22 protein-coding genes and 1 tRNA gene are annotated in these 22,152 nt (G+C 58.4%); 12 read left to right on the top strand and 11 right to left on the bottom strand.

The features are described from left to right. The first annotated feature begins 17 nt into the window (after window positions 1–17). The 4 genes from AC1DV6_RS05400 (at window position 18) to AC1DV6_RS05415 (ending at window position 5,802) form a co-directional block, all read left to right on the top strand. On the top strand, window positions 18–452 hold the full coding sequence (locus AC1DV6_RS05400) for a DUF1841 family protein (protein WP_477975844.1): 435 nt from the start codon (window positions 18–20) through the stop codon (window positions 450–452). Window positions 453–728: 276 nt separating this feature from the next. Then, window positions 729–1,439 (top strand): energy transducer TonB, encoded by a 711-nt coding sequence (locus AC1DV6_RS05405; RefSeq protein WP_477975845.1) that lies wholly within the window; start codon window positions 729–731, stop codon window positions 1,437–1,439. Window positions 1,440–1,505: 66 nt separating this feature from the next. Then, on the top strand, window positions 1,506–3,875 hold the full coding sequence (locus AC1DV6_RS05410) for a TonB-dependent receptor (protein ID WP_477975847.1): 2,370 nt from the start codon (window positions 1,506–1,508) through the stop codon (window positions 3,873–3,875). A gap of 136 nt (window positions 3,876–4,011) precedes the next feature. Beyond that, on the top strand, window positions 4,012–5,802 hold the full coding sequence (locus tag AC1DV6_RS05415; RefSeq protein WP_477975849.1) for a bifunctional metallophosphatase/5'-nucleotidase: 1,791 nt from the start codon (window positions 4,012–4,014) through the stop codon (window positions 5,800–5,802). Between the two features lie 59 nt (window positions 5,803–5,861). Here AC1DV6_RS05415 and AC1DV6_RS05420 read toward each other — a convergent pair whose 3' ends face one another. Continuing rightward, entirely contained in the window at window positions 5,862–6,527 is a 666-nt protein-coding gene (locus tag AC1DV6_RS05420; protein ID WP_477975851.1) for a c-type cytochrome, read from the bottom strand. A 123-nt stretch (window positions 6,528–6,650) separates the two neighbouring features. Here AC1DV6_RS05420 and AC1DV6_RS05425 point away from each other — a divergent pair, with 123 nt between their 5' ends. The 7 genes from AC1DV6_RS05425 (at window position 6,651) to AC1DV6_RS05455 (ending at window position 10,932) form a co-directional block, all read left to right on the top strand. Continuing rightward, window positions 6,651–7,505 carry an AAA family ATPase gene (locus AC1DV6_RS05425; protein WP_477975853.1) on the top strand — a complete coding sequence of 285 codons (855 nt, stop codon included), beginning with the start codon at window positions 6,651–6,653 and terminating at the stop codon, window positions 7,503–7,505. 9 nt (window positions 7,506–7,514) lie between these two features. Further along, window positions 7,515–7,736: a hypothetical protein gene (locus tag AC1DV6_RS05430; protein WP_477975855.1), complete on the top strand. Its 222-nt coding sequence runs from the start codon at window positions 7,515–7,517 to the stop codon at window positions 7,734–7,736. A gap of 2 nt (window positions 7,737–7,738) precedes the next feature. Beyond that, window positions 7,739–8,332 (top strand): GNAT family N-acetyltransferase, encoded by a 594-nt coding sequence (locus AC1DV6_RS05435; protein WP_477975857.1) that lies wholly within the window; start codon window positions 7,739–7,741, stop codon window positions 8,330–8,332. A 9-nt stretch (window positions 8,333–8,341) separates the two neighbouring features. After that, window positions 8,342–9,556, top strand: a complete 1,215-nt coding sequence (locus AC1DV6_RS05440) for a vWA domain-containing protein (protein WP_477975859.1) — start codon at window positions 8,342–8,344, stop codon at window positions 9,554–9,556. Between the two features lie 69 nt (window positions 9,557–9,625). After that, window positions 9,626–9,700, top strand: a tRNA-Arg gene (locus AC1DV6_RS05445). A gap of 196 nt (window positions 9,701–9,896) precedes the next feature. After that, complete coding sequence (locus AC1DV6_RS05450) at window positions 9,897–10,145, top strand: hypothetical protein (RefSeq protein ID WP_477975861.1); 249 nt, start codon at window positions 9,897–9,899, stop codon at window positions 10,143–10,145. Between the two features lie 13 nt (window positions 10,146–10,158). Next, on the top strand, window positions 10,159–10,932 hold the full coding sequence (locus AC1DV6_RS05455) for a YdcF family protein (RefSeq protein WP_477975863.1): 774 nt from the start codon (window positions 10,159–10,161) through the stop codon (window positions 10,930–10,932). Here the strand turns inward: AC1DV6_RS05455 and AC1DV6_RS05460 are convergent, their stop codons facing one another. Next, a complete protein-coding gene (locus AC1DV6_RS05460) occupies window positions 10,933–12,228 on the bottom strand; it encodes a hemolysin family protein (RefSeq protein WP_477975865.1) in 1,296 nt (431 codons plus the stop codon). Window positions 12,229–12,252: 24 nt separating this feature from the next. Between AC1DV6_RS05460 and AC1DV6_RS05465 the strand changes: the two genes are divergently transcribed. Continuing rightward, window positions 12,253–13,113, top strand: coding sequence for a symmetrical bis(5'-nucleosyl)-tetraphosphatase (locus AC1DV6_RS05465; protein WP_477975867.1), 861 nt, complete (start codon window positions 12,253–12,255; stop codon window positions 13,111–13,113). Window positions 13,114–13,118: 5 nt separating this feature from the next. On the opposite strand, the gene AC1DV6_RS05470 is transcribed toward AC1DV6_RS05465, so the two are convergent. The 9 genes from AC1DV6_RS05470 to AC1DV6_RS05510 form a co-directional block, all read right to left on the bottom strand. Then, a complete protein-coding gene (locus AC1DV6_RS05470; RefSeq protein WP_477975988.1) occupies window positions 13,119–14,624 on the bottom strand; it encodes a DEAD/DEAH box helicase in 1,506 nt (501 codons plus the stop codon). 205 nt (window positions 14,625–14,829) lie between these two features. Next, window positions 14,830–15,717 (bottom strand): KPN_02809 family neutral zinc metallopeptidase, encoded by an 888-nt coding sequence (gene ypfJ, locus AC1DV6_RS05475; RefSeq protein ID WP_477975869.1) that lies wholly within the window; start codon window positions 15,715–15,717, stop codon window positions 14,830–14,832. A gap of 19 nt (window positions 15,718–15,736) precedes the next feature. Next, window positions 15,737–16,267, bottom strand: a complete 531-nt coding sequence (locus tag AC1DV6_RS05480) for a deoxycytidylate deaminase (protein WP_477975871.1) — start codon at window positions 16,265–16,267, stop codon at window positions 15,737–15,739. 3 nt (window positions 16,268–16,270) lie between these two features. Next, window positions 16,271–17,578, bottom strand: coding sequence for a guanine deaminase (gene guaD, locus AC1DV6_RS05485; RefSeq protein ID WP_477975873.1), 1,308 nt, complete (start codon window positions 17,576–17,578; stop codon window positions 16,271–16,273). 291 nt (window positions 17,579–17,869) lie between these two features. Beyond that, the gene (locus AC1DV6_RS05490) at window positions 17,870–18,244 is read right to left on the bottom strand and encodes a 6-carboxytetrahydropterin synthase (RefSeq protein ID WP_477975875.1); all 375 of its coding nucleotides are present in this window, start codon (window positions 18,242–18,244) and stop codon (window positions 17,870–17,872) included. Beyond that, window positions 18,241–18,876, bottom strand: a complete 636-nt coding sequence (gene queE, locus AC1DV6_RS05495) for a 7-carboxy-7-deazaguanine synthase (protein ID WP_477975877.1) — start codon at window positions 18,874–18,876, stop codon at window positions 18,241–18,243. Before queE ends, AC1DV6_RS05490 begins: the two co-directional genes overlap by 4 nt. A gap of 157 nt (window positions 18,877–19,033) precedes the next feature. After that, on the bottom strand, window positions 19,034–20,071 hold the full coding sequence (locus tag AC1DV6_RS05500; protein WP_477975879.1) for an adenosine deaminase: 1,038 nt from the start codon (window positions 20,069–20,071) through the stop codon (window positions 19,034–19,036). Between the two features lie 38 nt (window positions 20,072–20,109). Then, window positions 20,110–20,877, bottom strand: a complete 768-nt coding sequence (locus tag AC1DV6_RS05505; RefSeq protein WP_477975881.1) for a type 2 periplasmic-binding domain-containing protein — start codon at window positions 20,875–20,877, stop codon at window positions 20,110–20,112. 119 nt (window positions 20,878–20,996) lie between these two features. Beyond that, the gene (locus tag AC1DV6_RS05510) at window positions 20,997–22,139 is read right to left on the bottom strand and encodes a BMP family ABC transporter substrate-binding protein (RefSeq protein ID WP_477975883.1); all 1,143 of its coding nucleotides are present in this window, start codon (window positions 22,137–22,139) and stop codon (window positions 20,997–20,999) included. Window positions 22,140–22,152: the final 13 nt, after the last annotated feature.

Genomic DNA, 22,152 nt, shown 5'->3' on the forward strand with positions numbered 1-22,152 from the left:
CGTGCTAATCTTGCCGCATGTTTAGCCCCTCACAAGCGGACGTGCGCCGCTTTTTCTGCTCCGTTTACGCCAAAGCCCGCACGGGGCAGGCGATGGAAGCTATCGAAACAATAGCGTCTCAATGGATGGATGAACATCCCGAGTACGCCATGGATTTTGCCGATGTGGAGCGGGCACTCACCACCATGTACGAGAGCGATCCAGGCCGCACCAATCCATTCCTGCATTTGTCCATGCATCTATCCATCAGCGAACAGTGCAGCATCGACCAGCCCCGCGGCATCCGGCAAGCGGTGGAATTACTCACACACCGCCGCAATTCCCTGCATACGGCCCACCACGAGGTCATGGAATGCTTGGGAACCATGTTGTGGGAAAGCCAGCAAAACGGAAAACCACCAGACGGGGACGCTTACATCGCCTGCGTTCAGCACCACGCCACCCGGAACTGACCCAGATGCTTTAGGTTTGGTCAGCCGTTTGTCAGCAAATGTCATCTGTTGGCTTCAAACAACGCTGCTTGTTGGCTTCAAACAACGTCACTTTTTGCCATTTTGATCCGCGTCACATACCGGTAACGGGAATGTCATCCTTTGAAATTACACTTGGTCACAATAGTGAATCGAATATGTATGGGGCGCGCTTTTGCGTGCCCCTATGACTTTTAGACCTCTAATGATTGATACCAAGCGCCCTCCCTTCCACTTTGCACAATACCTAGGAACTCTATGAACTCCCTGGGGATGGAATACGGCTACAACCAGCGCGACCCCTCCAGGCGCGCAAAAGGCATTGCTATTGTCGTGCTCGTGCACGTGCTGATTGGCTATGTATTAGTGACTGGCATGGCGCGCACAGGACTCAACATTCTGAAGAAGCCTCTGGAAGCCGTTGTGGTGCAGGAAGTGATCATTCCGCCCCCTCCGCCACCTCCGCCGCCTCCCAAGCAAGTTGAAAAAGTGACAGACGCTCCGAAGGTGGACGCTCCCCCTCCATTTGTGCCTCCTCCGGATACGACACCCCCCGTGAGCACGGCGCCTACTATTGTTGCGACTGCTGCGCCGCCTCCTGCTCCGGTGGTGATCGCGCCACCACCACCGCCACCTCCAGACAATGCGAAGGCGCAAATCACGTCCCTGGAGAACGAGTACTCCATCAAAGTACGGGCGATGCTGAATTCCACCAAGCGCTATCCGACGGGTCGCAAGGCCAGTCAGGAACGTCCACAAGGCAAGGTCAAGGTGTGGTTTATCGTCACCCGAACAGGCACTTTGGTCGACGCTGGCGTGCTGCAATCATCTGAGTCCAATCTGCTAGACGACGCGGCGCTGGCCACCGTACGCCGTGGCACGTATCCTGCGTTCCCTCCGAACACCTGGGTGGGCGAAGAACAGCACAAGTTTGTTGCCGAAATTGAATTCACGCCGCCAAGTTCCTAAACAACGATCGTCGTCCGTTTTATTTTCCCCTCCCCTCCTCAACCTGTACTGAAAAAGAGAGAAACCATGAAAAAGTTCAAACCCTCGCAAGTGGCGTTGTTGGTCAGCGCGTTGTGCGCCGCACCCACGCTGTGGGCCCAATCCGCAACCACCGATATCGGCAAGATTTCCGTGCAAGGCGCCCCTGGCACCGGCCTGATCGTTCAGGAAGAAACCCCCAAAGCACGCTCTTCCGTCACCAAGGCGCACATTGAGTCGCTGACGCCCACCGCCAGCCCTTACCAGGCCATCGAAATGCTGCCTGGCGTCAACACATACAGCTACGATGCAACCGGCCTGTTTGGCGGTTCGCTGACCATTCGCGGCGCCAACAGCGACCAGATGGGCTTCACTATCAATGGCGCACCTGTCAATGATTCGGGCAATTTCGCGGTGTATCCACAGGAATACGCTGACAACGAAAACATGTGCGAAATTTTCGTTACCCAAGGCTCCACCGACAATGAAGCACCTCACGTCGGCGCTTCTGGCGGCAACGTGGGGATGGTGACTTGTGCGCCGACCGACAAGTTCGGCGTTACCGTCGCCCAGACCGTTGGCGACCTGAATCATCTTAAGACTTTTGTCCGCCTGAACACTGGCAAATTCGCCAACGATATGGCCAAGTTGTTCATTTCGTACTCCCACTCCAAGGCCGACAAGTTCAAGGGCCCAGGCATTGCTGATAAGAATCACGTTGACTTTGCCGCTCAGTTCAAACCTACCAGCAGCCTGGAATTCTCGACCAGCTTTCTGTACAACAAAGCGGTTAACAACAACCTGCTGTCGCTGTCCACAGCTCAGCTAGCGCAGTATGGCCCTGGCAGAGACTTCAGTGTGGTTGTTCCAACGCACTTGCCACCAGCCGCCGGCACCGCACAAAACGAAACTTCCCGCAACCCGGCATTTGTCGACAACTACTACGGCTACCAACTCAACCCGTTCTTGAACTACCTGTGGACCGGCAAAGTCGAGTTCAAAGCGAGCAAGGACGTTTCTATTTCTGCTGAACCGTATTTTTGGTACGGCTTTGGCAACGGCGGCACCAGCCTGCAAAACTTGTCTGAGTCCAACAATGGCAATCGCCTGGGTGGCGGTATTACCGACCTCAATGGCGACGGCGACACGTTGGACACCATCATGGTGTACCGCGCCTCTGTGACCCGCACATTCCGCCCTGGCATTACGCTCAAAACCAATGTGCGTGTGGGTGACAACAACATCATGGCAGGCTACTGGATGGAGAAAGCCCGTCACTTCCAGACCCAACCTGCAGTCCGCATTGATAACTTGGGCAATGCCGCAGACATCTGGTTTGAAAATCCGGATCTGTTCATTCGCCGCCAGAATGGCACCTACTATCAGGGTCGTGACCAGATGACCATCAGCACGGCGCAATCGCTGTTCCTGCAGGACACGGTCAACCTGTTGAACGACAAAATGAATCTGCAAGTGGCAGTTCGTCAATCGGAAATCAATCGCGACTTCACCAACTACGCCAATGAAAACACCGGCAACGGCAACACATTTGGTGGTGCAGACTACAAAGTCAATAAAACCTACAGCAAGTTGCTGCCAAGCATTGGCATCCGTTACGCGCTGAGTGCAGAGAGCTCGGTATTCGGCAATTTGACTGACAACATGAAGGCGCCAGGCAACTTCAGCTACCAGACTCTGCTGACTGGTACCAGCTACACCAATGGCGTGTTGACACCCGGATACATCACACGTGACCCACGCGTGGAAATGGAAACTTCGACCAATCTGGATCTGGGCTATCGTTACGCCAGCGATGCCACAACATTCTCTGGCACGGTGTTTTACAACTCATTCCGCAACCGCATTGCGAGCTCGTACGACCCCGTGGCCGGCTTCTCCACTGATTACAACGTCGGTGGTGTGACTACTCAAGGTCTGGAGCTGGAGTCTGGCTACAAGTTCGATCCGAAATGGTCTGTGTACGGTTCCTTGTCGTTTACACGCAGTGTGATGGCAGACAATTTGCAGACAAGTGCCACAGTGACAGCAGCCACAGCTGGCAAGATCTTGCCAGCTACCCCTGAGCAAATGGCCAGCTTGCGCTTCAACTACAACACCGACACGTGGTACGGTAACGTCGACATGAAGTACACCGGAAAGACTTACTCCACTCTCGTAAACGATGAATGGGTTGATGCTTCCAACGTGTTTGGCCTGACAGCCGGCTATCGCTTTGCAGACAATGGTCCGTTCAAGAAGGCATCTCTGCAATTCAACGTCAGCAACCTGTTCAACACAAACTACCTGCGACTGTCTGGTAGCAGCGGTAGCCAGTTCAAGGTTAACGCGGCCGGCGCTCCTCTGTACTACGTGGGCTCCCCCCGTTTTGTGGCTCTCACATTGCGCACGGACTTCTAATAGACCGGGCGTAATCGCAGCTTTCACCAACGTGTGAATTGACCGCCAAGGCGTGCCCGACAGGGCACTCACCTTGGCGGTTTTCATTTGGGGCGCAGAATCCCCAACATCACGGACCATCTTCTGGGTAAACAACATGAAAAAGTCTTTGCGGAGCATCCTGAGTTTCACAGCCAGCCTGGCACTACCCGCCCTGCTCTTGGCTGCTCCTGCGGGCCCCGCGCCAATCACCTTGTCGCTTATTGGGATGAACGATTTCCACGGAAACATCGCGCCGCCGGTCGGTAGCGTGTTGGTGCCCGATCCAACCAATCCGAACGGCGCACGCGTCAGCCTCGGCGGCGCGGCCTATCTGTCCACGCTGGTCAAGGCCCTGAAAGCGCAAAACCCGGGGCGCACGCTGGTGGTCGGAGCCGGCGACTTGATCGGTGCTTCGCAGATCAGCTCCAACCTGTTCCATGACGAACCGACCATCGAGATCCTGAACCAGATAGGTTTGGACATCAGCAGCGTCGGCAACCATGAATTTGACCGCGGCCGCACCGAGTTGTTGCGCCAAGCTAAGGGGGGCTGCTATCCGGCGAGCCCGGATGGCAGCGGCAAACCGGGTGTCGATACCTGCATGCACGACGGCCGCTATCCTGGGGCGAAATACCAGTACCTTGCGGCGAATGTGGTTGATACCGCCACCGGCAAACCCCTGTTCCCGGCCTACACCATCCGTAACATGGGTGGCGTCAAGGTAGGCTTCATCGGCATGACCCTCAAGGACACACCCAGCGTCGTCTCACCCTCGGGCGTGGCTGGCCTGCGCTTTGATGACGAGGTTGAAACGGTCAAACGCCTTGTGCCCGAGATGCGCGCAAAGGGGGCGACTGTCTTCGTGGTGCTGATCCACCAGGGTGGCTCGACGAAAGCCAAAACCGTAATGGACAAGTCCTGCCCCGGCTTCTATGGCGACATCCTGGACCTGTCAGACCGGCTGGACCCGGCAATTGACGTCATCGTCAGTGGCCACACGCATCAGGAGTACGTTTGCTTCCGCCCCAACGGTCGCCTGATCACGCAAACCGGATCCTATGGCCGACTGCTCAGCAAGATCGACATCACGGTCGATGGCAGAACCAAAAAGGTCATCGCCAAGGACGCCAACAACCACCTGGTGCTCAACGATATCGGCGTCAAGGACACCAACGGGAATCTACTGCCAGTTCCTGCTGGTTACCAGGTCCTGACCAAGGACCCGGCGATTGAGCGCATCGTCAAACGCTATGGCGATCTGAGCAAGCCCATTACCGATGTACCTGTCGGCCGCCTGGTTGTGCCGCTGGACCGGAAGATCAACGCTTCCGGTGAAACCACTCTGGGAAGCCTGGTCGCTGACATCTATCTGGCTGCGAGTTCGGATTCCAGCTATGGCGACAAAGCCGCGCAGATTGCATTCGTCAATGGCGGCAGCCTGCGTGCCGACCTCTCCAGCACAGCCATCAGCTTCGGCAGCCTGTTCAATGTTATGCCCTTCGGCAACAACCTGGTGACCATGGACTTGACCGGCGCGCAAATCCTGCGCCTGCTGGAGCAACAGTGGGAAAAGCCACAGCCGCCAACCAGCAACCGCGTGATGCCAACCTCCAACGGTTTTAGCTACAGTTGGGACGCGGCCCAGCCAGCTGGCGCTGAATCTGGCCAAGGCCACCGCGTTGTGCCTGGCTCGATGAAGCTCCATAGCGAGCCGATCGCGATGGACAGGGTCTACCGCATCACCGTCAACAGCTTCATGGCCGACGGCGGCGACAACTACACAGTGCTCAAGCAAGGCAAGAACGCCCAGGCTGGCGAGATCGATCTGGTAGCCGCCAAGCTGTACTTCAGGGTCAAGGGCGTCGTGCCAGAGCCTTCCTTGGGCCGCATCACCCGCGTCAACTGACCGTTGTGAGCCAACAAAAAAAGGCCGCTGACAGCGGCCTTTTTTCATGGGGAGACGAATTAGCGGAAGCGCTTCTCGGGAACCGTTTTCAGTTCCGTTGGAAGCTTGCTCAGGTACGTCGCCAGTTCCTTCAGCTCAGCATTCGAGAACTGCTTGGCAATGCCACCCATGATGGCATTGCTGCGTCCCACGTTGGCGTTGTTTTCAGCTTTGTAAGACTTGAGCGCCACCAACAGGTAGTCACCATGCTGGCCTGCAATTTTGGGGTATGAAGGGTCAATCGGGGCGCTCAGGCTCTTGCCGTGGCAGGATTCGCAATTGCCCTTGGTCAACAACTCGGCTGCCTTGCCGGTCGCGGCAGGCGCGTCACCCAGTGCAGCAGCGCCTTCGACCACACCACTGGTGGAATAGAAAGCCGCCAGATCGGCGATGTCCTGGTCGGTCAGGGAGTCAGCAATACCGCGCATGGAAGGGTGCTTGCGCTCGCCTTTCTTGTAGGCATTCAAAGCGACAGTAATGTAGCCCGCACCCTGACCAGAGATCTTGGGCACCTTGTGGATTTCGGGGAAGCTTGCCTGGTAGCCAATGATTCCGTGGCAGCCAATACACATGGCGTTCTTCTTCTCACCGGCTTTGGCGTCGCCCTTGATATCTTCGGCGTGGACAGAAACTGCGGTCACGGAAGCGACAAGCAAGGCGGACAGGGACAAAAGCAATTTGTTCATTTTGCGATGACAATCAGACGGTGATTGGTAGAAATGGGCTGGGCCATTATATCGACCACTGTGCCCGTGCCAGATGGCCATTTCGGCACCTTTTTTGCCATCGACTTCAACCACCGCTGATCCATGAAATTCCACGGAACCAAGAATTACGTCGCCACGCAAGACCTGATGCTGTCGGTCAATGCCGCCATTACGCTGCAACGCCCGCTCTTAGTCAAAGGCGAGCCTGGAACGGGCAAGACCATGCTGGCCGAAGAAGTGGCCCAGGCGCTGGATATGCCGTTACTGCAATGGCACATCAAATCCACCACCAAGGCCCAGCAAGGCCTGTACGAATACGATGCGGTCAGCCGCCTGCGCGACTCCCAACTGTCGGACATCGATGGCGGCGAGCGCGTCAAGGACATTCACAACTACATCATCAAGGGCGTGCTGTGGCAGGCCTTCACCGCCGACAAGCCAGTCGCATTGCTGATCGACGAGATCGACAAGGCCGACATCGAGTTCCCAAACGACCTGCTGCGTGAAATCGACCGCATGGAGTTCTACTGCTACGAGACGCGGGAGCTGATCAAGGCCAAGCACCGCCCGCTGGTGTTCATCACTTCCAACAATGAGAAAGAATTGCCAGACGCCTTCCTGCGCCGTTGCTTCTTCCACTACATCAAATTCCCTGATGCCGACACGATGAAAAACATCGTGGACGTGCACTTCCCCGGCCTGAAGAAAGAATTGCTGAATGCGGCGATGAAGTCATTCTTTGAAGTGCGGGGTCTGCCAGGCCTGAAGAAAAAACCTTCCACCAGCGAGCTGCTGGATTGGCTCAAACTCTTGCTGGCCGAAGATATTCCCGCCGAAGCACTGCACAGCAAGGACGACAAAATGGCTGTGCCGCCTCTGGTGGGTGCATTGTTGAAGAACGAGCAAGACGTCACGCTGTTTGAAAAACTGATGTTCATGCAACGTCATAACCGCTAAGACCCGTCCATGAACAAGCTGTTGATTGAAGGCCTGTCGGATGCTGTCGGCTTTGTCGGAGGCGCTCTGTTAGGTTTCTGGGCCGGGCGCATGCTCGGCTGGGACATCTTTGCACCCGGCTACGGCAATGCCAGCATAGGCGGCATTGTGCTGACGGGACTGGGCGGTGGCTTGGGCTTGCAATTGGCGCGCCGCTGGCGCCGCGCACGCGATAACGACATCACAAAATAGACATGGCACTGGTTCATCCCGTCACCCTGGAAGACCGCGGCGTGCGGCTGGAGCCGCTTGGCCTGCAGCATGAGGAAGGCCTGCGTGAAGCTGCCTGCGATGGCGAGCTATGGAATATCCGGGTTACTTCCGTCCCCGAGCCCGAGAAGGTGCGCGCCTATATCGAGTTGGCACTGTCGCATCGACAGGAAGGTCATCGCTTTCCATTTGTGGTGCTGGACGTCGCCACGGGCAAAGTGCTTGGAAGCACCAGCTACCACGACATATTGGAGCCAGTGAAGCGCGTAGAAATCGGCTGGACCTGGTACGGCAAAAGCAGTCAACGTAGCCACGTCAACACGACAGCCAAGCTGCTGTTGCTGACACATGCCTTTGAAACACTGGGCTGCCATGTCGTCGGCTGGCGCACCGATAACTTCAACTTCGCGTCGCAAGCCGCGATTGAACGCCTGGGCGCGAAGAAGGACGGCATCATTCGCGGCCACGCGTTGCGCCGCGATGGAACGATTCGCGACACCGTGATGTACAGCATGCGTTCGGGTGAATGGCCGGAAGCCAAAGCCCAATTGCTGTACCTCCGGGACAAGCCCCGTTAGGAGACCGCGATGTTGCTGGACTTCTTTTACACCCTGCGCTCGGCCAAGCTGCCAGTCTCCGTCAAGGAATACCTGACGCTGCTGGAAGCCCTGCAAAAAGGCGTGGTCGGGCCCAATTCGCCCGCGCCCGACGATGATTCAGAACCTACGGGTTACAAGGTCGATGACTTCTACTACCTGAGCCGCACTACGCTGGTGAAGGACGAAAAACACTACGACAAGTTTGACCGCGCCTTTGCCGCCTACTTCAAGGGCATTGAGCTGGTCGCCGATTTCACCAAGGACATTCCGCTGGAGTGGCTGCGCAAGAATCTGGAACTCAACCTCAGCCCCGAAGAACTCGCCAAGATCGAGAAAATGGGCTGGGACGAGCTGATGGAGGCGTTGAAAAAACGCTTGGAAGAGCAGAAGGAGCGCCACGAAGGCGGATCGAAATGGATAGGCACGGGCGGTACATCACCTTTCGGTGCCAATGGCCAGAACCCGCAGGGCATACGCATTGGACAGGACAAGGGGCGCAACAAGAGCGCCGTCAAGGTCTGGGACCAGCGCGCTTACAAAGACTACGACGACACGCAAGAGCTGGGCACGCGCAACATCAAGGTCGCGTTGCGCCGCCTGCGCAAATTTGCCCGCGAAGGCCATGAGGACGAGCTCGACCTGGACGAAACCATCAGCAAGACGGCGGCCAATGCGGGCTACCTTGACATCAAAATGCGGCCCGAGCGCCACAACAACGTCAAGGTGCTGCTGTTGATGGACGTAGGCGGCACGATGGACGAGCACATAGCTCGCGTCGAAGAATTGTTCAGCGCCACCAAGACGGAGTTCAAGCACCTGGAGTTCTATTACTTCCACAACTGTGTCTACGACTTCATGTGGAAGAACAACCGCCGCCGATTTGCCGAAAAGTTTGAGACCTGGGACATCATCCGCAAGTACAACAAGGATTACAAACTGATCTTCGTGGGCGACGCGACGATGAGCCCGTATGAAATATTGCAACCCGGTGGCAGCGTGGAGTACAACAACGAGGAGGCCGGTGCCGAGTGGCTGCAGCGCCTGTTGCATGCTTTCCCCAAGTTCGCGTGGATCAACCCTGAACCGCAGGGCGTATGGCAGTACCGCCAGAGCATCAGCGTGATCCAGCAAATCGTGCACAACCGCATGTACCCGCTGACGCTCAAAGGCCTGGAAGAGGCGATGCGGCATCTGACCAAGTGACGGCTTGGCGGGTCAGCCCCGAACCTCTGTCACCTAGCGCGCAGGAGCCGACCTTACAATTCCGGCTTCGTCTCCGTAGTTCAATGGATAGAACGGCCCCCTCCTAAGGGGCAGATACAGGTTCGATTCCTGTCGGGGGCACCATATTTTCTCGAGAAGTGGTATGTGTTGCGGCCCCGTCGATATCGGGCCAAGTTAGGTTCAACACGAAGTCAGACAACTTCGCTTCTATCGGCAGTTGCGACAACAAAATCGCGAAAGCGTGGACCCAGTGGCGCAGATGTGCACCGCGTGGAGGCCCATAATTGCTACCCATCAAGACGCTTTGCAAGGAATTGGTATGCGCGGCATGTTCGGACTGGTCGGTCTATTGCTAGTAGTTGCCATCGTCGGCCTGCTGGCCAAGAAGAATTTGAGCTCGCTTAGCGGTGCGCCTGCACCTGCAGCAACCTCTGCTGGCGTGACACTGCCGGTCTCGACACCCGGTGCGACCGTCAAAGATCAGAGCCATCAGATTCAGCAGCAGGTCAAGCAACAGGTAGAGAGCGCCGTGCAACAGCCGCGCGCGATGCCTGAAGACACAAAGTGACTGCTGGCCGTTCGTGATATCCATCCTGGCAGCCAAGCTGCTCTCGCTGATCACCCAGCCACTGGCCTGGGTAGCGCTCCTGCTATTGGCTGCCGTGATGCTGTGGCAGCGACCGAAGGCCGCGCGCAGACTGGCGACTACCGCGCTGTGCTTGCTACTGCTGATCGGCTGGCAACCCTTGCCAGACATGATGGTGCGACATCTGGAGAGCCAGTTCGCAGAAGTTCCGCCGGGTGCGGACATGCAACGATTTGCCGGCGTCATCGTATTGGGCGGAGCGCTGGAGCCAGCGTTTCAAACCACACCGCACAGCCAACCGGTACTGAACGACGCAGCTGAACGCATGACCGCAGTGTTGCCGCTGTTGCTGCGCAACCCGCAGCTCACCATCGTGTTCACCGGCGGCGAAGGCCGACTGATGGAGACCGGCCTGACCGAAGCGCAGCGGGCTCAGATTTTCTTCGACAGCCAGGGAATTGCGGCTGGCAAAGTACTTTATGAATCGGCTTCGCGCAACACCTATGAAAACGCCGTGCTCACTGCGCAGATGCCAGGCATAGATATCACCAAACCCTGGCTACTGCTGACATCGGCCTGGCATATGCCGCGTTCTATGGCGACCTTTCAGAAGGCAGGCTGGAATGTGACGGCGTATCCGGTGGACTTCCGCACGGGTGAACCGACGCCATGGACTGAGTATTCATTGGCACGCGGCGCTCAGCGCTGGCAACTGGCGCTGCACGAGCTATTGGGTTTGCTGATGTACCGGCTGGCGGACAGGGCCTAGTCAGTCGAGCGTACGACGCGCGACGACCTTGTCGATACGGCGGCCTTCGAGCGCGCTGACTTCAAACTTCCAGCTTCCCAGCGTGATGTGCTCACCCACCGCGGGCAAACGCCCGATGACCGACAGGATCAGGCCCGCGACGGTGTTGTAGCGGCCACGCTCTTCCTGTGGTAACTCATCAATCTCCAGCCGCGCCTTGAGTTCGCCCACTGGCATCAGTCCATCCAGTTCCCATGAGCCGTCAGCCGTCTGCGTAGCCCAGGCTTGGGCTTGCACACTGGGTTTCAGTTCACCGGTGATGGCTTCCAGCAAATCGTTCGGTGTGATCAGGCCCTGCACCACACCGTATTCGTCCACGACGAACACCATGCGTGCGGACTTCGTGCGGAACTGCTCAATCAGCTCCATGCCACTCAGCGTCTCGGGTACATACACTGCCGGGTCGACCAGCGCACCGATGGCAAATGGATAACGCGTGCCGCGCTCCAGCAGACGCGCGACGCTGATGGTTCCGACCACTTCATCCAGCGAGCCACGGCATACCGGATACCAGGAATGCACTTTTTTGTCACCGGTTGCGCTGGCTTGCTCCAGGCATTGGGCCACTGTCAGCGATGCATCCAGCCATTCGATATCGACTCGCGGCAGCATCATCGACGTGAGATGCCGTTCGTCCAGATGGAACACGTTGCGCACCATCTGGTGCTCGTGTTCCTCGATGATGCCGGCATCCACGCCCTCTTCCAGGCTGGCGTCAATCTCGGCTTCGGTCACGCCGCGCGTGTCGGTGGTGTCAATTCGCAAGAGCCTCAGGATGGCATGTGTGCAGAACGACAGCAGTTGCACAAAGGGCCGTGCAATGCGCGCCACCCAGGTCATGGGTCGCGACATCCAGCGCGCCACGGTCTCGGGGTACAACTGGCCAATGCGCTTGGGCACCAACTCGCCAAACAGGATGGTGATGAAGGTGATGGTGGTGATCACGATGGCCGTTGCCGAGATTTCGGACGCACGGTGCGAAATGCCAAAGGTCAGCTCCAGCCACTTAGAAACGTTGTCACTGAATGCCGCCTCGCCCACCACGGCGTTCAGCATGCCGATACCGGTGATACCCACCTGCACGACGGATAGGAATTGCGTCGGGTTGTCCAGCAGTTTCAACGCTGCCGCTGCGCCGCCGTCTCCTGCGTCCGCCAGATTCTGCAGGCGCACCTTGCGGCTGGCGGTGAGCGCAAGCTCCGACATTGCAAACGCGCCGTTCAGCAGCGTCAACACCATGATCAGAAAAAAATCCATGAAACCCGAGCGAGAATGAACACCATGGCAATGTACCTTATCGGCGATGTGCAAGGCTGCGATGACGCACTGCAACGGCTGCTCCAAAAAATCGCGTTCTCGCCGAGCCGCGACACGCTCATCCTGCTGGGTGATCTGGTCAACCGAGGACCGTCTTCAGAGGCCGTGTTACGCAGGCTGAAGGGTTATGGCGCCAGTGCTCGCTGCCTGTTGGGCAACCACGACTTGCACCTATTGGCTGTCAGCCATGGCGCACGTAGCGTGCATTCCAAGGACACGATCAGCGACATCCTGAACGCCCGGGATCGCGACGCACTTCTGGATTGGTTGCGCCACCAGCGCATGGCGATGCTGGAGCAGATTGGCGGCAAGCCACTGCTGATGGTGCATGCGGGCGTCTTGCCGCAGTGGACAGCGCAGCAGGCCTTGTCGCTGGCGCAAGAGGTGGAAGTGGTGCTGCGCAGTGACCAGGCCCACGCGTTCTTCCACGCAATGTACGGCAACCAGCCAGACCATTGGAACGACACACTGGAAGGCGCAGAACGGCTGCGCGTCATCGTCAATGCGCTGACAAGGCTGCGGTTTTGCAGTGCTGAGGGCGCGATGGAATTCAAATCCACCGAAGGCGCGGGCAATGCGCCAGAGGGCTATATGCCGTGGTTTGAAGTGCCGGGCCGCAAAACCAAAGATGTGGCAGTCGCGTTTGGCCACTGGTCCACGCTGGGTTGGCTGAACCGACCCGATGTGCTGTCGCTGGACACAGGCTGTGTCTGGGGCGGTTGTCTCAGCGCGCTACGGCTGGATGCACTGCCAGCGCCGCAGGGCTGGACAAGTGAACTGATTCAAGAACAATGCGCGCAGGCCCTCAAGCCTGGCGCCGCTTGAACTAACTAGTCTGCCTTGAACAGCGCCGCCACCTTGCGCTTGGGGCGGATGTTGCTGGAAATGCTGCGGGTTGCAGGCTTGGCCGATGCTTCCCATGACGGCGTGGCGGCAGCGGCGTCGGCCACAGCAGTTGGCTCATAGGGCTTGTCGAAAAACGGATCGCGCGGTGCGGGCGCGGGGCGCTTGTAGTCGTTGCGCGGCGCGCGTTCACGGAAACCTTCATCGCGGGAGCCACGGCCCTCACCACGACCTTCACGGCTCTCACCGCGTCCAGCACTGCGGCCATTGTCACCGCCGCTTTGTGCGTCGGCTTCGTGGTACATGCGGCGGCCATCGTTGATGCGGCCTTGCTTGCGAATGTCCGGCTGGTCTTCTTCAAACTCCACCGCTTCGAGTTCGATCTTGGTCTTGATCAGCTTCTCGATGTCCGCCAGCAGGCGTGCATCGTTGCCGCCACCCACAAAAGTCACGGCCAGACCGGATGCGCCAGCGCGGCCGGTGCGGCCAATGCGGTGCACATAGTCTTCGGCGTTGAACGGGATGTCAAAGTTGAACACCGCAGGTACGTCCTTGATGTCCAGACCGCGGGCGGCCACATCGGTACACACCAGCAGATCGACTTCGCCCTTTTTGAACGACTCCAGCGCTTTGAGGCGCTCGTCCTGGCTCTTGTCACCGTGCAGCGCAGCGGTCTTCAGGCCTTCACGTTCCAGCGAACGGGCCAGACGGGCGCAGCCCAGCTTGCTGTTGACGAATACAAACGCTTGCTTCATGCCGCGCTGTTTCAGGATCTGGTGCAGCGCGTGGCGCTTGCTGTCTTCGTTGACGCTGTAGAAATGCTGCTCAACGGTGGAAGCCGTCGCGTTGGAACGCGCCACTTCGATGGTGACCGGGTTTTGCAGGTAGCTGTTGGCCAGGCGTTTGATTTCGGGCGAGAAGGTCGCCGAAAACAGCAGCGTGGTGCGGCTCTTGGGCAGGTAGGACAGGATGCGCTGCAAGTCCGGCAAAAAGCCAATGTCCAGCATGCGGTCCGCTTCGTCCAATACGACGTATTCGACCTGGTTCAGGACGGCGTTTTTGGCTTCGATATGGTCCAGCAGGCGACCGGGCGTAGCGACCAGCACTTCAACGCCTTTTTTCAGCTCCAGCGTCTGGGGCTTCATGTCCATGCCACCAAACACCACAGCGCTGCGCAGGTTCGTGTACTTGGCGTACAGCTTGACCTGCTGGGCAACCTGGTCGGCCAGCTCACGCGTGGGCAGCAGCACCAGCGCGCGCACCGGGTGGCGGGCAGGCGAAGTCGAAGGGTTTTCGTGCTTCATCATGCGCTGCAGCAGCGGCAGCGCGAACGCGGCAGTCTTGCCGGTACCGGTTTGGGCGGCGCCCATGACGTCCTTGCCAGCCAGCACAACGGGGATGGCCTGGGCCTGGATCGGGGTCATCGATTCGTAGCCCATCTCAGCCACAGCTCGGGCAAGCGGCGCGGCCAATTGCAGCTGGGCAAAGGCCATGATGGGGGTGTCCGCGTTCAGTTCGTTGGAAACTGCGGGGGCAACAGAGGGAGTCAGTTCAGTATTCAAGTCGGTCAGGCATAGCCAGTTGTGTGCTATCCATCCGATAGCGGGTCGCGCCCGGTAGTCCGGGGCAAACCCGCATTATCCCCTATAAGGCAGTTTTTGACCCAATTTCAGGTCATTGGGCCAGGAAACCGTCTGTTTACAGTGTCGAGGCGGTAAAAGTGTCGCACCGCTTCACACTGCCGTTTTTGAACCCGGTATCAAACCAGCGCTGGCGCTGGGCGCTCGTGCCGTGGGTAAAGCTCTCGGGCACCACGTGCCCGCCACCGGCACTTTGCAAGGCGTCGTCGCCAATCTTGGCAGCGGCGTTCATGGCTTCCTCCACATCACCTTGCTCCAACAACTGGCGGGCATTGTTGGCGTGATGGGCCCAGACGCCGGCCAGGCAGTCAGCCTGTAGCTCCAGCTTTACGCTCAGGGCGTTGTATTCGGTTTTGCTGACCCGTCCTTGCATTTGCTGCATTTTGGCGCTGATGCCCAGCAGGTTTTGCACATGGTGACCAACCTCATGGGCGATCACATAGGCCTGGGCAAAGTCGCCGGGGGCGCCCAAGCGTTTTTGCAGGGTTTCGTAAAAACCCAGATCGATATAGACCTTTTGATCGCCCGGGCAGTAAAACGGTCCCATGGCCGACTGGCCCTGACCGCAGGCGGTAGGCGTAGCGCCGCGGAACAGTACCAGCTTGGGCTTTTGGTAGGTTGCGCCGCCCTTGGTGAAGACGTCGGTCCAGACATCTTCGGTATCGGCCAGCACGGTAGATACAAACTTGGCCATGCGGTCGTCTGCAGGCGGACGGTGCGCGGGGGCCTGCTGCACTTGGGGTGCGGGGCCGCCTTCACCACTGAGCAGGCCCAGAATGGTCAGCGGGTTCACGCCCAGTACCCAGCCGCCCAGCAGCGCGACGACGATGGTGCCAATGCCTATGCCGCGGCCACCAACCAGGCCCCCCAAACCTCCGCCTCCACCACCGCCCTGATCGCGGCGGTCTTCCACATTGTCGGATTCGCGGTTGCCTTCCCATTTCATGGTGTGGCCTTTCTAAGACTTACGCCTTGGGTTGAGTAGAGGTTTCAATGAACTGGGCCAGCTCGGCTGACCAGTCGGCCGACCCGGGATGAAGTTCTTGCAAGGACTCCACCTCGACACCAGCGTCCGCCAGCATTTTTTCGGAGGCACCGTTGATACGCTCCTGGTGCGCCTTCTTGTCCAGATAAACCACCCGTTTGATGCCGACCTGGATGATGGACTGAACGCACTTCGGGCAAGGGTATTGGGTGGCGTAGATGGTGGAACCATGCAGCGGCAATGAGGTGCAGTTGAGGATGGCGTTCTGCTCGGCATGCACGATATAGCTATGGCGCGAATTCAGCGGGTCGGTGTCATCGTCTAGCCAGTAGCTCTCGTCGTCATCGTCACAACCGCGCGGCAGGCCGTTGTAGCCGACACCAGAAATTTTGTTGTCCGGGCTGACGATGCAGGCCCCGTTGCGCTTGCGCGCGTCTTTGGAGCGGCCTGACGCCAGCAGCGCCACGCCCATGAACATCGAATGCCAGTGGAGCAAGGGAAGGTTTTTCATGGTTCAGGCAATGGAGGTACGCTCGATCAATCGGTCGTCCCCCAAGACTATCAGGGAAAACAACAGTTCATCCAGGCTGTTGGCCAACGAGGTCTTGCGCTCCAGCAAAGGCGTGGCCTTGGGGTTAATCACGACAAAGTCAGCCTCGCATCCTGGCAACAGGTTGCCGGTCACACCTTCCAGCCCCATCGCCCGCGCGGCACCCGCCGTGTGCTGCCACCACAGATGTTGTGGGCTGAGTGACAAGCCTTCCTTGAGGTGCCCCTCACGCCCTACGTAATACGCCGCCAGCATGGTGTGGAAAGGGCTGAACGCCGTTCCACCGCCCACATCACTGGCCAATCCATACATGAAGCCCGCCTCGTCTGCCTTCACATAGTCAAAGAAGCCGCTACCCAGAAACAGGTTGCTGGTCGGGCACACCGCAGCGGCGGTGCCAGTGTCGTGCATCAGAGCACGATCCTCTGCATCGAGGTGAATGCAATGGGCATAGACTGCGCGCGGCCGCAACAGGCCAAAGTCGCCGTAGCTGCTGAGGTAGCTGCGCGATTTCGGGAATAGCTCGGCGGCCCAGCGGATCTCGTCATGGTTTTCGGCGACGTGGGACTGGATCCATACGTCCGAATACTGTTTGGCCAGCTCGCCCGCGCCATGCAGTTGCGCGTCCGTGCAAGTGGGCGAAAACCGCGGCGTGATCGCATAGCCCAATCGGTCTTTGCCGTGCCAGCGCTGAATCAGCGCCTCGGTATCGCGCAGGCTTTGCTCGGTAGCGGTGGTACCTGCGCCCGGCTGGTTCAGCAAATCGGCTGGCGCATTGCGGTCCATCAGGCACATGCCGGTGACCATGCGCATGCGATTGGCCTGTGCCGCTACAAACAGGGCGTCTACCGATTGCGGATGCGAAGTTGCAAAAGCCAGCGCGCTGGTGACTCCGTTGCGCAACAACTCTGCTATGAAAAAAGTAGCTGCTTGCGCACAGTATTCGGGCGCTGCGAAGCATTTTTCCTCTGGAAATGTGTAGTTCTCCAACCACGGCAGCAGTCCGTCTGCGGGCGAGCCGATGACATTGGTTTGCGGATAGTGCACATGCATATCGACAAACCCCGGCGCGATGATGCGGCCAGGCAGGTGTTCTACCTTCAGATCGGAGTACTTCGGCGATAACACGCTCCACGCACCAATCGCTTGGACTACCTGCGTGCCTGCATCATTTGTGTCGATGACCAGCAGGCCGTCTTCTTCGAAGAGAGCACGTGGTGTCGCTCCGTCGTTTGGAGCAAACCAGAGCAGGGATGCGCGGTAGGCTTTCATGCTTGTGAGCTTAGCATCCCGTTGAGGCTGGATACAGGGTGCTTTTGTACCTGCCGGCGTTGGGTATGCCGGAAGGCCTCATCAGTCCCCTGCGGGTCCAGCAAATCGGCTTCCCGGCATACCCAACACCAGCGAGTCGAGATGAAATTGATGTGCCAATGTTCAGGACAAAACTACCGCTCAGGGTCGGGTCAGTGTGCCTTGCTTCCGGTAGCCGATTTTCTGTTCGCGAAGAGAACAGCATGAGGCCACCGGGAGCAATGCGCAATGACCCGCGCAGACCAAGGAAGTTCACCGCAAAGTACAGCTATCACCCATCCCCGTCCGCCACACACGAACCTGCGTCAATCCAGGCAACCGCACCGCCAGATCACGCCAGATAAAAGTACACAGGTTTTCCAGCGTAGCAGGGCCCAGACCCGGCACTTCGTCCAGCAAATGGTGGTCGAGCTGCGCGCGCAGATGCTCGATGGCGCGCCGCACCAGCCCCAAATCCACGACCATGCCGGTTTTAGGGTCGGGCTTGCCACTCAATGTCACCTCAGCGTTGTAGGTGTGACCATGGATGCGGCGGCTGCCCTCTGCCTCAACTTCCCGTTTGAGCGTATGGGCTGCGTCAAAGAAGAAGCCCTGGCTAATCTCGAAATGTTTTCCGGAGGTATTCATCGTATGCCCGTGATCTTGTGGGTTTGCAAAGACAGGCGCCATGCGGGGCGCTGCATGCATTGTTGGATGCACATTTCGGTATTGGAGCTGCGTAGCACGTTGTCCATGGGTTGCAGATAGCGGTGTGTGAAGTCGGCCGCTTCCAGCGCATCCAGGTCCAGACCAGCTTGCGGCCAGACAACTTTCAGCTCATGACCACTCCTTTGCACCCATGGCGCACCGGCCTTGGGGCTAACGCAAACCCAATCGATACCCTCGGGCGCGGCGATGCTGCCGTTGGTTTCCACGGCGATCTGAAAGCCCCGTGCATGCAGGGCTTCAATGAGTTCCGCATCCACCTGCAACAACGGCTCACCACCGGTCATCACGACAAAGCGGTGCGCGCTATCGGCGGCGGGCCATTGCTGGGCAATGCGCTCGGCCAGGGCCTCAGCGGTCGTGAACTTGCCACCCAGCGTACCGTCGGTGCCGACAAAGTCGGTGTCGCAAAACTTGCAGACCGCAGTCTCCCGGTCCTGCTCGCGGCCTGACCACAGGTTGCAACCGGCAAAACGGCAAAACACAGCTGGGCGCCCAGCATTGGCGCCCTCTCCCTGCAATGTGTAGAAAATTTCCTTGACCTGGTAGCTCATGACCAAGCCGCGGGCTGAACGCCCAGGAGGTTTTTGTACATGGTAGTCCTCTACATGGCTCCGAATAAACAACCAGGCCCGCCGGAGCTGCGGGCCTGAGGGCGCTATTTTAATGCGCCCACAAATAGCGCATGGCTACCCACCTGGATCAGCGGGCTCAAGCGAAGCTGGCAAACACGGCGTCGAGCCGTTCTATATGTTTGGCAAGCGCTGACGGCTCTATGAAGCTGGCATTGAAACTGTTCAAGGCCAACTGGTAAGCATGCTGCGAAGTCAAGCCCAACGCAGCAAAGGTCTGCGTGAAGTTCTCGTTCATGTAGCCGCCAAAATACGCCGGGTCGTCCGAATTGATGGTGGCAACGATGCCTGCGTCCAGCATGCGACCGATGTTGTGCTCTTTGAGCGTGGGGAACACGCGCAGCTTCAAATTCGACAACGGGCATACGGTCAGCGGAATCTTGTCTTTCGCCAGACGCTGCATCAGCGCCGCATCGTGGATGGCTTGCACGCCGTGGTCAATACGTTCGACCTTCAACACATCCAGCGCGCTCCAGATATAGGCCGGCGGTGCTTCTTCGCCGGCGTGCGCCACAAGACGAAAACCCAGCTCACGCGCGCGCGCATAGACCTTGGCAAACTTCTCGGGCGGGTGACCTACTTCGCTGGAAGCGAGGCCAATGCCCACGATCTTGTCGCGCAGCGGCAGCGCTTCTTCGAGGCACTCAAATGCCTCTTCCTCACTCAGGTGGCGCAGGAAGCACAGGATCAGCGAGGCCGTCATACCGAACTTGGCGGGGGCATCGGCACAGGCGCGATACAGGCCATTGATAACGACGTCCGCGCTCAGGCCATGGCCGGTGTGTGTCTGGGTATCAAAGAAGATCTCGGTATGCAGCACGTTGTCTGCCTGCGCACGCGCCAGGTAGGCGCAGGTCATGTCGTAGAAGTCCTGTTCGGTCTTCAACACCATCGTGCCTTCGTGGTAAATGTCCAAAAACTCTTGCAGGTTGTTGAACACATAGGCATCGCGCAAGGCCTGCTCGCTCGGGAAGCGCAGCGCCACATTGTTGCGTTTTGCCAGCGCAAACATCAGCTCCGGCTCGAGCGAACCCTCGATGTGCATGTGCAATTCAGCTTTGGGCATGGCTGCCAGCAAAGCGGGCAAGCGGTCTGTTGCGACGGGTTTATGTTTCATGTTCATTCAATCTGTTCGGTGCGGGCAATGGTAACGGCTCAACGTCTGGATTTGAGGCGCGACTGGGATTCGGCATCCCGCAAATCCCGCACCTCGGAAAGCTGGGCCCACAAGGCCTCGACCAGGCGCTTGTTGTCTTCGTAATAGCGCTTTCCAAAGATCAGGTAGTAGTCCTTGACGATCAGCGGGGGTGTCACTTTTTCAATCTGCCCCTGGAACTCGGCCAACTTCATGGTTTCCTCGCCCTGCTCGGTCACCATGACGCCGAACTGCGACCGCCTGGCCATCAGCATCCTGAATACCGTTTCCGGATCACCGGCAGACTGATCCACCGGGATGGCCATCCGGTTCAGGTCGGCCACTACCGAGTAGCCACGCTGTGCAATCACACGGCTCGAAAGGCCCATGAACTTCTTGCCGTCCCAGTTACCGCTGGCGCCGGAAGCGCGAAAAAGAGAGTAACTGCTGGATAGCATGCGCCGCGAAGGGTCCAGTTGCCCATCGGCAGTGGCGGGGTAGACCGCAAATGCCGCCCGCTCTTCGCTGTAGCTGGCGCCAACGGCACCGGCATAAACGCCCTTGTCGACGTCACGCAGGCAGCGCAACCAAGGCAAAGGCACCTGTTCAAAGGCAATGTGTTGTAGCGAGCCAGAGGTCTGCAGCAAGGGAACGCCCAGCTTGTTGACCCAGGGCCGCAGGGCTGTCGCGTCGTAACACACGCTCACCACACGCGACTGGGCCTGGGCCGTCGCCAGCGGGCAGCCCCAGATACAAGCAATCAACAGGCAGGCAAAAAGTCGCATCATGTGACCGAATGGCAAGACCCCCTGTTGCAAATACTACGCCAAACCTCGGTGAACAGTGCCCCGGGGTCATAAAAAAAGGCCACCGAAGCGGTGGCCTTTTTCCAGATTACTGCGGTGGATTACTTTCCGCCAGGGATCTTGCCTTCCACACCCTTGACATAGAAGTTCAGGCCGCCGAGGAACTTGTCATCTGCGGTTGCATCCTTGGCGATTTGTTCCTTGCCAGTGTTGTCGACGATAGGGCCTTTCCAAATGACAAAGGTGCCTTCCTTCAGGCCCTTCTTCACTTCATCGACCTTGGCCTTGGTTGCTGCAGGCACGTCTTCGGCGATGGACACGATATCAATCGCGCCTTCTTTCACACCCCACCAGCTCATGCCGCTGGACCACTTGCCTTCCAGTGCGTCCTTGGTGGCCTTGATGTAGTACGGGCCCCAGTTGATCACGCTGGATGCCAGGTGGGCTTTGGGACCGTAGGCGGTCATGTCGGAATCCCAGCCAAAGGCGCGCTTGCCCTTGTCCTGTGCCGTCTTCAGCACAGCGGGGGAATCGGTGTTCTGGAACAAAACGTCGGCACCGCCATTGATCAGGCTGGTTGCAGCTTCGGTTTCTTTTGGCGGGTTGAACCACTCGCCCACCCAGACCACCTTGGTCTTGACCTTGGGGTTCACCGACTGCGCGCCCAGCGTAAAGCTGTTGATGTTGCGGATCACTTCGGGAATCGGGATCGAACCGACCACACCCAGCGTGTTGCTCTTGGTCATTGCGCCCGCGATCACGCCGGCCATGTACGCGCCTTCGTAGGTGCGGCTGTCGTAGGTGCGCATGTTGTCGGCGGTCTTGTAGCCGGTCGCGTGTTCGAACTTCACGTCCTTGAACTCGGGCGCCAGCTTCAGCATGGGTTCCATGTAGCCAAAGGTGGTGCCGAAAATCAGCTTGTTGCCTTGCGAGGCCATGTCGCGGATCACGCGCTCGGCGTCGGCCGACTCAGGCACGTTCTCTACAAACGAGGTCTTGATCTTGTCGCCGAATTCTTTTTCCAACGCCTTGCGGCCGTTGTCGTGCGCAAAGGTCCAACCGCCGTCGCCCACGGGGCCTACGTAAGCAAACGCAATCTTCAAGGGTTCGGCCTTGGCCACGGGTGCCGAAGCTGCGGGTGCAGGCGCCGGTTCTTCCTTCTTGCCGCAAGCCACCAGGGCGGCAGCGGCCACCACGGAGAGCGCAGTCACTTTCAACAGCGAGCGTTTGTACAGGTCGGTCATGTCAATTCCTTTA

Source organism: Rhodoferax sp. P2_H8_2, assembly GCF_056403235.1.